The 15170-nt window shown below is 42.3% G+C and carries 10 protein-coding genes; 5 read left to right on the top strand and 5 right to left on the bottom strand.

The features are described from left to right. The first annotated feature begins 101 nt into the window (after positions 1 to 101). The 3 genes from ACT8YW_RS01140 (at position 102) to ACT8YW_RS01130 (ending at position 5287) form a co-directional block, all read left to right on the top strand. Positions 102 to 4115 (top strand): hybrid sensor histidine kinase/response regulator transcription factor, encoded by a 4014-nt coding sequence (locus tag ACT8YW_RS01140; protein WP_444103715.1) that lies wholly within the window; start codon positions 102 to 104, stop codon positions 4113 to 4115. Continuing rightward, positions 4112 to 4654: a chromate transporter gene (locus tag ACT8YW_RS01135; RefSeq protein WP_444103714.1), complete on the top strand. Its 543-nt coding sequence runs from the start codon at positions 4112 to 4114 to the stop codon at positions 4652 to 4654. The genes ACT8YW_RS01140 and ACT8YW_RS01135 overlap by 4 nt, the downstream gene beginning before the upstream one ends. Before the next feature lie 84 nt (positions 4655 to 4738). Next, positions 4739 to 5287: a chromate transporter gene (locus tag ACT8YW_RS01130; protein WP_074556857.1), complete on the top strand. Its 549-nt coding sequence runs from the start codon at positions 4739 to 4741 to the stop codon at positions 5285 to 5287. A gap of 107 nt (positions 5288 to 5394) precedes the next feature. Here the strand turns inward: ACT8YW_RS01130 and ACT8YW_RS01125 are convergent, their stop codons facing one another. Next, positions 5395 to 6981: a glycoside hydrolase family 10 protein gene (locus tag ACT8YW_RS01125; RefSeq protein ID WP_444103713.1), complete on the bottom strand. Its 1587-nt coding sequence runs from the start codon at positions 6979 to 6981 to the stop codon at positions 5395 to 5397. A 16-nt stretch (positions 6982 to 6997) separates the two neighbouring features. On the opposite strand from ACT8YW_RS01125, the gene uvrA reads away from it, so the two are divergent. Next, entirely contained in the window at positions 6998 to 9769 is a 2772-nt protein-coding gene (gene uvrA / locus ACT8YW_RS01120) for an excinuclease ABC subunit UvrA (RefSeq protein ID WP_444103712.1), read from the top strand. 209 nt (positions 9770 to 9978) lie between these two features. On the opposite strand, the gene ACT8YW_RS01115 is transcribed toward uvrA, so the two are convergent. Genes ACT8YW_RS01115 through ACT8YW_RS01105 form a run of 3 tightly spaced genes read right to left on the bottom strand, consistent with a single transcriptional unit; the run spans position 9979 to position 12126 of the window. Beyond that, positions 9979 to 10464 (bottom strand): outer membrane beta-barrel protein, encoded by a 486-nt coding sequence (locus ACT8YW_RS01115; protein WP_004327036.1) that lies wholly within the window; start codon positions 10462 to 10464, stop codon positions 9979 to 9981. A 4-nt stretch (positions 10465 to 10468) separates the two neighbouring features. Next, positions 10469 to 10699: a hypothetical protein gene (locus ACT8YW_RS01110; protein WP_004327038.1), complete on the bottom strand. Its 231-nt coding sequence runs from the start codon at positions 10697 to 10699 to the stop codon at positions 10469 to 10471. Continuing rightward, positions 10696 to 12126: a carbon starvation CstA family protein gene (locus ACT8YW_RS01105; RefSeq protein WP_004327039.1), complete on the bottom strand. Its 1431-nt coding sequence runs from the start codon at positions 12124 to 12126 to the stop codon at positions 10696 to 10698. The genes ACT8YW_RS01110 and ACT8YW_RS01105 overlap by 4 nt, the downstream gene beginning before the upstream one ends. 108 nt (positions 12127 to 12234) lie before the next feature. Here ACT8YW_RS01105 and ACT8YW_RS01100 point away from each other — a divergent pair, with 108 nt between their 5' ends. Continuing rightward, entirely contained in the window at positions 12235 to 13686 is a 1452-nt protein-coding gene (locus tag ACT8YW_RS01100; RefSeq protein WP_444103711.1) for a glycoside hydrolase family 10 protein, read from the top strand. 166 nt (positions 13687 to 13852) lie between these two features. Here the strand turns inward: ACT8YW_RS01100 and ACT8YW_RS01095 are convergent, their stop codons facing one another. Next, a complete protein-coding gene (locus ACT8YW_RS01095) occupies positions 13853 to 15052 on the bottom strand; it encodes a hypothetical protein (protein ID WP_444103710.1) in 1200 nt (399 codons plus the stop codon). Between the last annotated feature and the right edge of the window lie 118 nt (positions 15053 to 15170).

The raw sequence follows: 15170 nt of genomic DNA, 5'->3' as shown, positions 1-15170 counted from the left end.
GTTATCTTTCTTCAAAATTTTGTAATATCGGAAAATCTTCTTAATTTTGTCAAACTTTCCCCCTCATTAAAGATTCAATAACCCTTAAAAGTCCTATTTGTATGAAAAAATGGCTTTTTCTAATCTTATTGTTTCCTCTAACTTGTGTCGCACAGACGTATCGATATCTTGGAGTGGAGGATGGGTTAAGCAACCGACGGGTTTACTGCATTCAAAAAGATAAAACCGGCTACATGTGGTTCCTCACACACGAAGGTATTGATCGATACAACGGAAAAGACTTTAAACGATATAAATTAATGGATGGTGACACAGAAGTAAATTCTCTGTTAAACCTGAATTGGCTTTATATCGATCAGGAAGGAGTTTTATGGGAAATCGGAAAGAAAGGTAAAGTATTCCGGTATAACCAGATTCACGACTGTTTCAATCTTGTATATAAGCTACCGATGGAAAGCTTCAGTGAACAACCGGACCCGATCACCTATGCCTGGCTTGATGAGAGTAAACACATTTGGCTGTGCAATAAAGATACAATCTTTCTCTATAACACGGTAACCCAACAGGTCACCCATATAAAGAACGATATCAGTGAAGAAATCACTGACATCGAACAGATAGACGAGTCGCATTTCTTCATCGGCACAGAAATGGGGATTCATTATGCTAAGCTAGAAAATAACGCATTAGAACTTATCAATTGCGATAAGCTAGAAAGCCTGAAAGCCCAGGTGATCGATTTATATTTCGACAAGAAGATTCGCAAACTATTCATCGGCACTTTTCTACGGGGAATCATGATTTACGATATGAATACCAAATCCGTAATACGTCCGGAACAAAACTTGAAAGATATCAGTATCACACGATTCAGACCATTAAATGACAAGGAATTATTGATAGCAACCGACGGTGGAGGAGTACACAAAATAAATGTGGACACTTATCAGATAACACCTGAAATTGTGGCTGATTACAACAGTAACAATGGCATGAACGGCAACAGTATCAATGACATCTTTGTAGATGATGAAGAACGGGTATGGCTGGCTAATTATCCCATCGGAATCACCATACAAAACAACCGTTATACCGGCTACAAATGGATCAAACACTCCATCGGCAACAAACAGTCTTTAATCAACGATCAGGTGAACGCCATTATTGAAGACAGAGACGGAGATTTATGGTTCGCAACGAACAATGGTATCAGTTTCCTCAATTCAAAAACCGGACAATGGCATTCGGTACTTAGCTCTTTTGAAGAATCGCAAGGTAATAAAAGCCATATCTTTCTTACCGTATGCGAAGTAGCTCCCGGAATTATCTGGGCAGGCGGGTACTCTTCCGGTGCTTATCAGATAGATAAAAAAACATTTAACGTCAGCTATTTCATGCCGCCTTTGTACACTCATACAAACAAGCGGCCGGACAAATATATACGTGATATCCGTACAGATATGCAGGGATATATATGGTCGGGAGGATTCTACAACCTCAAGCGTATTAATCTGAAGACGCAGGAAGTACGGTTTTATGATGGATTAAATTCCATTACCGCCATCGTTGAGAAGGATGAAAAAAGTATGTGGATCGGTAGTGCCACCGGCCTATGTCTTTTAGATAAAGAATCCGGTAAATTCGAGCGTATAAAACTTCCGGTAGAATCGAGTTATATCTATTCCCTGCACCAGGCAAAAAATGGATCATTATATATAGGTACCAGCGGATCGGGACTCTTGATTTACGATATTAACAAAAAACTGTTCACTCATTACCACACAGAAAACTGTGCTTTAATATCTAATAATATCTATACTATATTATCGGATGCCGATAGAGACATACTGATGAGTACAGAAAGCGGACTGACAAGCTTTTACCCCAATGAGAAGAAATTCTATAACTGGACCAAAGATATGGGATTGATGACTACACATTTCAATGCACTGTCGGGTGTGTTACGAAAAAACAGAAAATTCATTCTTGGCAGTTCGGACGGAGCAGTAGAGTTTGACAAGGACATGAAATTGCCGAGAGGTTATTCCACTAAAATGATTTTCAGTGATTTCAAGCTTTTCTATCAGACAATCTACCCGGGTGATGAAAATTCTCCGTTAAAAGCAAGCATCAATGAAACAAAGGAGCTGAAGTTAAAATTCAATCAGAATATTTTCTCTTTGCAAGTTTCTTCCATCAACTATGATTATCCTTCCAACATCATTTATTCTTGGAGGCTAGAAGGTTTTTATGATGAATGGAGTAAACCCGGAACCGAGAATACGATTCGTTACACCAATCTTGCACCGGGAAAATATACACTAAGAGTACGTGCTATCTCCAATGAAGACAGACGTGTCATACTTGAAGAAAGAAGCATGGATATTGTTATCGCCCAACCTTTCTGGCTGACAATTTGGGCTGTGTTGCTTTATGCAGCTTTCCTCTGTCTCATTGCCATCATTCTATTACGTATCCTGATTTTAAGAAAGCAGCGTAAAGTCTCCGATGAGAAAATACACTTCTTTATTAATACGGCACATGATATCCGTACCCCATTGACGCTTATCAAAGCACCTTTGGAAGAACTACGCGAGAAAGAGGAGTTGAGTAAAGAAGGTATTTCGAACATGAATACGGCATTACGAAACGTAAATGCCCTATTACGTCTTACCACCAATCTTATCAACTTTGAAAGAGCGGACGTATACTCTTCCGAATTATATATTTCAGAGCATGAGCTAAACACGTTTATGAATGAAATATTCAATGCGTTCCAGCAGTACGCCAACATCAAACATATCAACTTCACTTATGAAAGTAATTTCAGATATATGAACGTATGGTTTGATAAAGAAAAGATGGAATCTATCTTTAAGAACATCATTTCGAACGCACTGAAATATACTCCGGAAAATGGGAATGTACAGGTTTTCGTTTCAGAAACATCTGACTCATGGAGCGTGGAAGTCAGAGACACAGGAATCGGCATCCCGGCCAACGAACAAAAGAAATTGTTCAAACTTCATTTCCGTGGCAGCAACGCTATTAATTCCAAAGTAACAGGAAGTGGTATCGGACTGATGCTTGTATGGAAGCTAGTCCGCCTGCATAAAGGAAAGATTAATCTGTCAAGCATCGAAAACCAGGGATCGGTTATCAAAATAACATTCCCTAAAGACAGCAAGCGCTTCCGGAAAGCGCATTTGGCAACTCCCAGCAAGCAGCGTCAGGAAATAAAGGTTGTTGACAACGTTCCACCCCCATCACCTGAAATTTACGAGAACGCACAGAAGAAAGAGAATATAAACCATCGTCGAATCTTGATTGTAGAGGATAACGATGAGTTGCGCAACTATCTGTCGCAGACGTTATCTGAAGAATATGTCGTACAGGTCTGCTCCAATGGAAAAGAAGCACTGACGATTATTCCCGAATACAAACCGGAACTGGTCATTTCAGACATTATGATGCCGGAAATGCGAGGGGATGAATTATGTCAGGCTATCAAGAATAATATCGAGACTTCTCACATTCCTGTCATCCTGCTGACAGCTTTGAATAATGAAAAGGATATCCTTTCAGGACTTCAGATTGGTGCAGATGAATACGTTGTGAAACCATTCAACATTGGTATATTGAAAGCAAACGTTGCCAATCTGTTGGCCAATCGTGCACTCCTGCGCAGTAAATACGCCAATCTGGATCTGAATGATGAAGAGCATGATGAAGACTGCATCAACTGTTCACAGGATATTGACTGGAAATTCATTGCAGACGTCAAAAAGAACGTGGAAGATAACATTGACAATCCGGCTCTCACGGTAGATGTATTATGCAGCCTGATGGGAATGAGCCGCACGAGTTTCTATAATAAATTAAGAGCATTGACCGATCAGGCACCGGGAGATTATATCCGGTTGATTCGTCTGAAACGTGCCGTACAATTACTAAAAGAAAACACACATACCATAACAGAAATTGCAGAAATGACAGGATTCAGTGATGCCAAGTACTTCCGCGAAGTATTTAAGAAGCATTATAATGTAAGTCCCAGTCAATATGGCAAAGAGAAAAAAGCAGTTAGTAAGGAAGGAGGAGAAAAGAAAGAATGAACATTTATCTCGAAGCATTTGGAATCTTTTTTAAAATAGGCGCCTTTACCATTGGAGGAGGGTATGCAATGGTGCCACTGATTGAAAATGAAATTGTCACCAAACGGAAATGGATTGCGCAGGAAGATTTTATCGACCTGTTGGCTATCTCCCAATCCGCTCCGGGAATTCTGGCTGTCAATATTTCTATCTTCATAGGATATAAACTGCGTGGAATCCGGGGAAGTATTATCACGGCATTGGGTACTGTTTTGCCGTCTTTCATTATTATATTAGCTATCGCCCTGTTCTTTCATAGCTTCCAAGACAATCCGATAGTGGAACGTATTTTTAAAGGAATTCGCCCGGCAGTGGTGGCACTCATCGCGGCGCCGACCTTTACCATGGGACGATCCGCAAAAATCAACCGCTACAATCTGTGGATTCCTGTTGTCTCGGCATTATTAATCTGGCTGTTGGGCTTCTCCCCTATCTGGATTATCATTGCTGCTGGTGTAGGAGGTTTCCTGTGGGGGAAACTTAGAAAAGTCAGGAGTTAAGAAAGGAGAGTTATCATAAAAACAGTGTAATCCATACCTACTTTTATTATATAAATAAATTATAGTGATATCATCATTAATTATATGATCTACTTACAGTTATTCTATACGTTTTTCAAAATCGGCCTCTTTGGTTTCGGAGGCGGATACGCCATGCTTTCCATGATTCAAGGTGAAGTGGTTACTCGTTACGGATGGGTGAGTTCACAGGAGTTTACTGATATTGTAGCAATCAGTCAGATGACTCCGGGACCTATCGGCATTAATGCAGCGACCTATGTAGGGTTTACTTCTACCGGAAGTGTTTGGGGTTCCATCATCGCAACTTTTGCAGTGGTCCTCCCCTCTTTTATCTTGATGCTGACCATTAGCAAGTTCTTTTTAAGGTATCAGAAACATCCTGTAGTAGAATCTATCTTCGACGGGCTACGCCCGGCAGTAGTAGGATTACTCGCTTCCGCTGCGCTGGTATTAATGAATGTAGAAAATTTCGGTTCACCTACGGAAGATACTTATTCATTCGTCATCAGTATCATTATATTCCTGATCGCTTTCATCGGAACAAGAAAATACAAAGCCAATCCGATATTAATGATTATCGGCTGCGGCATTGCAGGGCTACTACTTTATTAACAGTAAGCGATTGAACGATATACCATAAACAGTAAACAAAAAAAACGGTGAATAAACTGCACTATCATTTTGCAGAGTGTTCACCGTTTATCGTTTATGCTATGTCTTTATAGTTTCAACTTCTTACTTACAGACTTGGATTCATTATGCAAGCGGTCTAAAGCTGTCACTACATAACGGCATTTTGTTTTTCCTGTTTCATAAGGAAGTTTATAGAATGAATTGCGCGTGATAGCTACAATATGTGAAGGATCGTCCAAATTCACCTTTTCTTTGCTGCCAAAACGATAGACCACATATCGAACAGCCTTATCCATCTCCGTATCGGCTTTCGGAGCAGTCCAGAAAAGGATATAACCATCTTCTGTCCATACCTTTTTCATTTTACGCACCTTGTCCGGAGCTTTATCATCCATAAAATCAAAGACTGGAACCAAAGCCGGATACTTATGATATTCACTGATTAAAGCATCACGATATCTACCCTGATTCTCAACAACGGCTGCTGCATACCATTGGCAACTGCCTCCAATTGTCTGGTAAGCACGTTGCAAAGCCATCTTACGGGGAAGCTGATTGATAGAAGGATTCTGCGGATCGGCAAACTGAACTGTCTTTGGCACCGACTGACCAATGAACAACGGCCGGTTTTCCGAATGAGTAGCCCACCATTTCACCAGTGTCTCATAGTCGGCAGCTTTGTGGCCAATCTCCCAGTAAATTTGCGGAATATTATAATCAATCCATCCTTCACGTGCCCAAAGGAGTACATCAGCATAAAGATCATCATAGTTCTGCAAACCATTGGTGTTACTTCCCAACGGATCGCTCTTCTGATTACGATAAATACCAAACGGACTGATACCGAACTTCACCCATGGCTTGATGCCACGAATCGTCTCGTGAAGCTTCTTTATCAACACATTCACATTACTACGACGCCAATCTGCCTTGTTTGTGAAACCTCCACCATAACGGGCAAAGCTCGCATTATCCGGGAAATCTAATCCATTAACCGGATAAGGATAGAAATAATCATCCATGTGGATAGCGTCCACGTTATAACGGGACACAATATCGGTCACAATTTTACAGATATACTCCCGACTTTCAGGAAGTGCCGGGTCGAAGTATAGCTGATCGCCATAAGTAACAAACCATTCCGGATGCTGGTGATAAATATGTTCCGGCGCCAACTTGTTCTTTAACGAAGTCTTCACACGGTAAGGGTTGATCCAGGCATGAAACTCCATATTCCGTTTCTGGCATTCTTCAATCATAAACTGCATCGGGTCCCACATAGGAGAAGGCGTCTGCCCTTGCGTTCCTGTCAGGAAACGGCTCCACGGTTCATATTGGGAAGCGTATAATGCATCCGCTTCAGGGCGCACCTGAAAGATGATCGCATTAATACCGGCTTCCTGAAGAGAATTCAACTGGCTAATCAATATTTGCTTCAGTCGCTCTGTAGGAATGCCGCGAAACTGGCCGTTGACAGCCTGTATCCATGCTCCACGGAATTCACGTTTAGGATATTTATTGCCTAATGGCACCTGCGCCCTTACTCCTACCACCAGAAGAAGAGCTAAAAGTAAAAGATAGTTTTTCAGCTTCATAATATTCTTAAATCGTAATAATGTGACGCAAAGATAATACAAACTCCCGATAAATTCGCTAACTTTGCCGACTACCATAAAAAAGGAGTATTTTATGTCAGAAAACAACTATATTTCGATCAAAGGCGCACGAGTCAACAACCTCAAAAACATCGATGTAGATATTCCCCGCAACAAACTTGTTGTTATCACCGGATTGTCGGGTTCGGGAAAATCATCACTTGCTTTTGATACCCTTTATGCAGAGGGACAACGCCGCTACGTAGAAAGCTTAAGCAGCTACGCGCGTCAGTTCCTGGGGAGAATGAGCAAACCGGAGTGTGACTTTATCAAAGGAATTCCTCCCGCCATTGCCATCGAACAAAAAGTAAACAGCCGTAATCCCCGTTCCACCGTGGGCACCTCGACTGAAATTTACGAATATCTACGCCTGTTATATTCACGGGTAGGGAAAACGTATAGCCCCATCAGCGGACAAGAAGTGAAGAAGCACTCTACAGAAGACATTGTCAACTGCATGCATTCATACCCGGAAGGTACAAGATACACGGTATTGACACCTATCCGCCTGCGTGAAAACCGCACCTTGCAACAACAACTGGAAATAGACCTGAAACAAGGATTCAACCGTATCGAAGTGAACGGTGAAATGAAGCGTATTGATGAATATACGCCTATGGCAGGTGACGAAGTATATCTACTGGTAGACCGTATGGCTGTTGCCAACAGCAAGGACGCTGTCAGCCGACTGACCGATTCTGCCGAAACAGCCATGTATGAAGGTGACGGAACCTGTATGTTGCGTTTTTTTCTATCGGACGGAACCACAAAGTTACATACTTTCAGCACTAAATTCGAAGCAGACGGTATCAACTTTGAAGAGCCGAATGATCAGATGTTTTCATTCAACTCTCCTATCGGTGCTTGTCCCGTATGTGAAGGATTCGGTAAAGTGATCGGTATTGATGAGCATTTAGTTGTTCCGGATCGTTCTTTATCCGTATATGAAGGTGCTATCGTATGCTGGCGAGGTGAAAAGATGGGTGAATGGAAAGAAGAACTGATTCATAATGCGGATAAATTCGACTTCCCGATTTTCACTCCTTATTATGAGTTGACAGATGCACAACGCCGTTTGCTTTGGGAAGGCAATCAATATTTCCATGGTATCAATGATTTCTTCAAGATGCTGGAAGAGAATCAATATAAGATACAGTACCGGGTAATGCTGGCACGTTACCGCGGAAAGACACTTTGCCCGAAATGCCACGGCACTCGCCTGAAACCGGAAGCCGGATATGTCCGGGTGGGTGGAAAAAACATTTCCGAACTGGTAGATTTGCCTATCACAGAGCTGAAGGAATTCTTCGATCATTTGGAACTGGACGAGCACGACAGCAACGTATCCCGACGTATCCTGGTTGAAATAAATAGCCGGATTCGTTTTCTAATTGATGTAGGTTTGGGCTATCTGACTTTGAACCGGCTTAGTAATTCTTTATCGGGTGGAGAAAGTCAGCGTATCAATCTGGCAACTTCACTGGGAAGTAGCCTTGTTGGTAGCCTTTATATTCTCGACGAGCCAAGTATCGGACTACATAGTCGTGATACGGACCGTCTGCTCCATGTGTTGCGTCAACTGCAACAATTAGGCAATACGGTAGTAGTGGTAGAGCACGACGAAGAGATCATCCGTGCTGCAGATTACATTATTGATATAGGTCCTAATGCAGGACGTCTGGGTGGAGAGGTTGTTTACCAAGGCGATATGAAGGATTTGAAGAAAGGAAGCAACAGCTACACGGTACGTTATCTTTTGGGAGAAGATGAAATTCCCGTTCCGGAGCATCGTCGGCCGTGGAATAATTATATAGAATTGAAAGGCGCACGTGAGAATAACCTGAAAGGAGTAAACGTACGCATCCCACTTAATGTGATGACAGTCGTTACCGGTGTTTCCGGTTCCGGAAAGAGTACATTGGTGAGAGACATTTTCTTCCGGGCATTGAAACGTGAATTGGATGAATGCAGTGACCGTCCGGGAGAGTTCTCCTCAATCGGAGGAAGTTTGCGAGACTTGCGAAATGTGGAATTTGTAGACCAGAACCCTATTGGTAAATCATCACGTTCTAATCCGGTGACTTACATCAAAGCCTACGACGAAATTCGTAAACTGTGGTCTGAACAACCGCTAGCTAAACAAATGGGGTATACTCCCGGATTCTTCAGTTTCAACAGTGAAGGCGGACGTTGCGAAGAATGTAAGGGGGAAGGAACCATCACCGTAGAAATGCAATTTATGGCAGATTTAGTGTTGGAGTGTGAATCTTGTCACGGAAAACGGTTCAAATCTGATACGCTGGAAGTGAAATTCAACGATAAAAGTATCTACGATGTGTTAGAGATGACCGTCAATCAGGCGGTTGAGTTCTTTAACGAACATGGACAAAAGAAAATTGTGAAGAAGTTACTTCCTTTGCAGGACGTAGGACTGGGATATATTAAATTAGGACAGTCGTCTTCCACTCTTTCCGGTGGTGAAAACCAACGTGTTAAACTAGCATTCTATTTGAGCCAGGAGAAAGCCGACCCAACGATGTTTATCTTTGACGAGCCGACTACCGGACTTCATTTCCATGATATTCGCAAACTTCTGGATGCTTTCGACGCACTGATTCGCCGGGGACACAGTATCGTTATCATTGAACATAATATGGATGTCATCAAATGTGCCGATTATGTAATCGATCTCGGACCGGAAGGTGGAGATAAGGGTGGAAACATTGTAGCAGTGGGCACTCCGGAAGAAGTTGCCGCCTGCGGAGCAAGTTATACAGGACAATTCTTAAAAGAAAAACTCCGCTAATAAATGATAATTTTAGGGTTCACCACAGAGGCCACGGAGGACACAGAGTTCTTCTCTCTTTTTTCCGTAAGTAAAACAGAGCGATAAATACGATGATAAATACGTGAGACTCTGTGTTATTCTATAGTGAATAAAAAATAGTAAACCTCTGTGTCCTCTGTGTCCTCCGTGTCCTCTGTGGTGAAATATAAATTCCTATTTACAGCTAATTAAAAGTAGAATCCGAATCCTATCTTCACACCGAAACGTGAATTATCAGAATCATCAAAACGCCATTTATAATAAACTGCCGGTTCGATCGTTACAGTTTTGGAGAGAAAGTACGCATATCCGGCTTCAATGCCCAATCCCCAATCGTTGTTATGGCTACCACCCTTGTAACGGACCCGTTCCCAGTCAAAACCACCCCCAAGATAAATCCCCGTTGTATTGAAATAGCAACGCATTCCTGTACCTAGTGTATATGTATCCTTCGGTTGCGACCAGTCTGCTCCAATATTTACCATCAATGCAAAACCATCTGCCAAAAATGTACCGGCTTGCGCACCAATACCAAACTTGGCATCATCATTTTTACTGTAAGAAAAATCCAGTCCTGTCACAGAAGGGTTGAGAATCATCGTTCCTTTCTCAAATTGTGCCTGCGCAGTAAAAGAGACTGCTAATAAGCAAAGAACCAAAGCTAATTTCTTCATAAACTTATTTTTTTAAGTGAATAGATTGTTCGTCTTTTTTGCGGCGTTCACGCATTTGTTCCTTTTTTCGAAGCACCAGCCAAAGAAGGAGGACGATGACATAAGAAACCACCACCGTAATTATTTTTTCTGTCAGGCTGACTTCCGTATTACGAGGCAACAAATAAGCCGCTGTTACGGATACATAAATAAGGAATGCAAGCGCAACTCCTGTCGATTTTCTTATTTTCTTCATTCTGATAATTTTCTTGTTTTTTGCTTGCTTATCCAGATATAGAACCAAACTGCCGCAACTACTACACACGCTATACCAACGCCATAGGAAACTGCATGCGAAAGCCCCAATCCTTCAGGAGCAATACATATATAAGTAGAACATACACATGTCATAAACAGTGCCGGTATCAAAGTGATGATATAAGTTTTCTTAGATACCGCCAGAAAAACCGTTATAGCCCACAAGGTAAACACAGCCAGCGTCTGATTCGCCCAGGCAAAATAACGCCATATCATATTAAATCCGTTTGCGTCACGCAAGCTATACAAAAGCAGACCGATAGCAAGGACAAACATCGGAATGCAAATATATAAACGACGGCGCATACTTTTTTGTTCCATACCTAGGAAGTCTGCCACAATCAGACGTGCCGAACGAAAAGCCGTATCACCCGAAGTAATCGGAGCGGCAATCACTCCCAAAATGGCAAGTACGCCTCCGACAGCTCCCAGCCACTCCTTCGTTATAGAATCTACAATAACGGAAGCATTGCTTTCTTCCATTCCGTTTTCATGGAAAAAGTAAGTAGCGGCAGCAGCCCAAATAAGAGCAACAATGCCCTCGGTAATCATTGCACCGTAAAACACCGGACGTCCATGCCGTTCCGAGGTCATACAACGTGCCATCAACGGGCTTTGCGTAGCATGAAAACCCGAAATGGCACCACATGCAATACTCACAAACATAATCGGAAAAATAGGAAGCTCACTTGCTTCGGGATTTGTATTTTGCAAACCATCCCAAAGTTCAGGCAAAGCCGGATGGTTAACGTAGAGCATCACCAAAATGCCTACTGCCATAAACAACAAGGCAACCGCAAATATAGGATATATTTTACCTATTATTTTATCAACAGGAAGTAGGGTCGCCAAAATATAATAGAGGAATACAACCACAATCCAAAACGTAGCATCCAAACTTTCCGGAGTGAGTTTTGCCAACAGTCCGGCAGGCCCCGCAACGAAAACCGACCCCACCAGAATCATTAAAATGACAGTGAATCCTCTCATCACCTGCTTGGTAGTCAGTCCCAAATAACGTCCTATTATTTCCGGCAGACTTTCACCTCCATTACGCAAAGAAAGCATTCCGGCAAAATAATCATGCACTGCACCCGCAAAAATACTTCCCAACACAATCCACAAGTATGAAGAGCTACCAAATTTCGCTCCCATGATTGCTCCGAAAATAGGACCTAATCCGGCAATATTAAGAAATTGAATCATGAAAATCTTCCAAGTGGGCAATGGAATATAGTCCACTCCATCAGCCTTTGTAAGAGCCGGTGTTTTACGGTCATCAGGACCAAAGACGCGTTCCATCAGGCGTCCGTACGTAAAATAGCCTACTATCAGTGCCAGCAGGCATAGAGTAAATGTAATCATAGCGTGTCGTTTTTTAGCTTGGCAAATGTAACATAATCTCACGAAACAGCCCAACAATACCGACACTTTTACTAACTTTGCAGGGATTTAAAACAAAAAATAAAGAATATGCGTCGATATATTTTCATTCTTTCACTTTTGTTTCCTTTCCTCTCAATGGTTGCGCAACCCAAACATGAAGTTCGTGCCGCATGGGTCACAGCGGTGTACGGACTGGATTGGCCTCGTACACGTGCAACAACTCCCCAAACAATTCGCAAACAGAAAGAAGAGTTAATAGATATTCTTGATAAGTTGAAGGCTGCCAACTTCAACACTGTCCTATTTCAAACCCGTACACGTGGAGATGTATTATATCCTTCAGCAATCGAACCATTCAATTCAATCTTAACTGGAAAGACAGGAGGAAACCCCGGCTATGATCCACTGGCTTTCGCCGTTGAGGAATGTCATAAACGGGGAATGGAATGTCACGCCTGGATGGTAACTATTCCGCTGGGGAATAAGAAACATGTTGCTTCGCTCGGAAGTCAGTCCGTCACCAAGCGGATGAAAGATATCTGCGTCCCTTACAAAAGTGAATATTTCCTCAACCCAGGGCATCCGGCTACGAAAGAGTATTTGATGAAACTGGTACGGGAAGTCGTAAGCGGTTATGATGTGGACGGAGTACATTTTGACTATCTGCGTTATCCGGAGAATGCTCCCCTTTTCCCCGATAAATATGATTTCCGCCGATATAATAAAGGACGTACGCTGGATCAGTGGCGCCGGGATAATATCTCCGAGATTGTACGTTATATATATAAAGGTGTAAAAGCGATGAAGCCTTGGGTAAAGGTAAGTACCTGTCCGGTAGGAAAATACCGGGATACATCACGTTATCCTTCCCGTGGATGGAATGCTTTCTTTACCGTTTATCAGGACCCACAAGGCTGGATGGGAGAAGGGATTATGGACCAGATTTATCCGATGATGTATTTCCAAGGAAACAATTTCTATCCTTTTGCTCTCGACTGGCAGGAACAAAGTAACGGACGACAGGTGGTTCCGGGACTTGGCATTTATTTTCTTCATCCTGATGAGGGTAAATGGACACGTGACGAAATTGATCGTCAGATGAACTTCATCCGCAGTCAGAAAATGGCAGGTGAAGGACATTACCGGGTGAAATATCTTATGGAAAATACACAAGGTATCTACGATGAATTGGCTGAGAATTTCTATGCATATCCAGCTTTACAGCTTCCTATGCCTTGGCTGGACAATGTTCCGCCTACGGCTCCGTCCGAACTAAAGGTTACTGATATCAACAATGGATATACGGAATTAAAGTGGCAGGCTGCTACCGACAATGATTCGCGTAATAATCCGATGTATGTCATTTATGCATCAAATGAATTTCCAGTAGATACTAATCGCCCGGAGAACATTGTTGCACAAGGCGTTCGGGAGACAAGTTATATCTATGCTCCTATCCTACCCTGGAATGCTAAGAAACATTTCGCAGTTACGGCTATTGACCGTTGCGGAAACGAAAGTGCGGCGGTACAGAAGTAAAATAAACATGCCTATACTGGTACGAACTTCCCAGCAAAATAATCTAGTCCTACTTCATTCCAGTTTTCCGGAATGGAGTGATTAACAATAACAAGTAAGGTGAACGATAGTCACATGGCGTGTGATTACTTGTTTCACACCGAGAAACCATAACTTCGATATAATATCACAAAAACACGCTTTTTGAGATAAACACCCACGCCCGATAACTACTCTTTTTATGAGCCGGCACCAATGACAAATAGCCTGATTTTATTCTTCCTTGTTCTATTTCCAAAGGATAAGCCTCCTCCATTTCTTTGTGTGCTCTCCAGGCTGTTCCTTCCGTAGGGTAATAGCTTATTTGAAAAGCTCCTGTTGAAGTAGGATAGATATAATGGTCATAAATATGACGCGCTACTACTCCCATATTCATCCTCAAATTGATTTCCACGCAAGGATGAATCCGATAAACAGGAGATTCTGGAAAGCGACAGATCATCATATCCACTCCCAAATAACCATTATAAATGGTTCCGAAACGGAGGGATAATTCTTGTTCAAGGCGGTCGCGCAATTTATAAATTTCTTCGACAAGGATATATTCCGAAAGATTCCGTTCGATGGCTGCATCTGAAATCAGCAGATTACCTTCGTACGCCCCACTTCCACCCGTACGGAATTGAGAGTATCCGGCAAAGCCAAATCGACCATTACCCAAAGAACGAAATTCCATAGCAAAATCTTCCACCTTATTATATAGAGGTTCGCCAATAACACCTCCTTGCTGGTTGCCAATGCGTGAGCACCAACCGGAAATGGAAGGAGTATATACACCTTTGCACCAATTCAACCCTTTTCCGCTACCGGATAAAGGAGCTTTCAGCAAACAAGTATCATGTGATTCTACAAATGACTTCCATTCTTCGGGAAACGTCAAGTAAAAAGACTCTCCACAAAAACAGGCTCCCAGTTGTAGCTGTGGTAATAATTCCACAGCGTAGGAACGATGGGAACAGAAACGCAGTTTATCCAATTGCTCAATAGAAGGAAGCTCGCTTTCTTCCACTCCCAAATCCAACAGTCGTTTTCTTATTGCTATATCCCAGCCCCAGGGACGAATATCCAAATTCCGCTCCGAAGCAAGTTCAGGTTCTGTCATCAAATCAACCGAAAGTCCTAATAATTCCTGTATCTGCTTCACATAGTCGAGATTATAAGCGGAAGGAGCCAATACAACACTTCCCTCTTCTGCATACCACATCGGCAACAAAGCCAATTCGGATGCCATCTGCCGGGCGGAAGCCGGTGCCATATAGTTTGTTTCACCGCTGGCTAACGCCAAATCATGTTCCGGATTGAATATATAAAGAGCCTTTTTTGTCATTTTAAACGAATTCAAAACTTTATTCTGCAAATATATACAGGAAATAGTCAGGAATGGCTACAATAAACAGAAAGTTGGAATTAAACACACAATTTTGCCATCTCTACTTTGCAAATCC

Source organism: Bacteroides sp., from assembly GCF_052357945.1.
In the GTDB taxonomy this organism is placed as follows: Bacteria; Bacteroidota; Bacteroidia; order Bacteroidales; family Bacteroidaceae; genus Bacteroides.
Note: the sequence above shows the minus strand (reverse complement) of the source record. Positions and strands in the feature narration are given on the sequence as shown.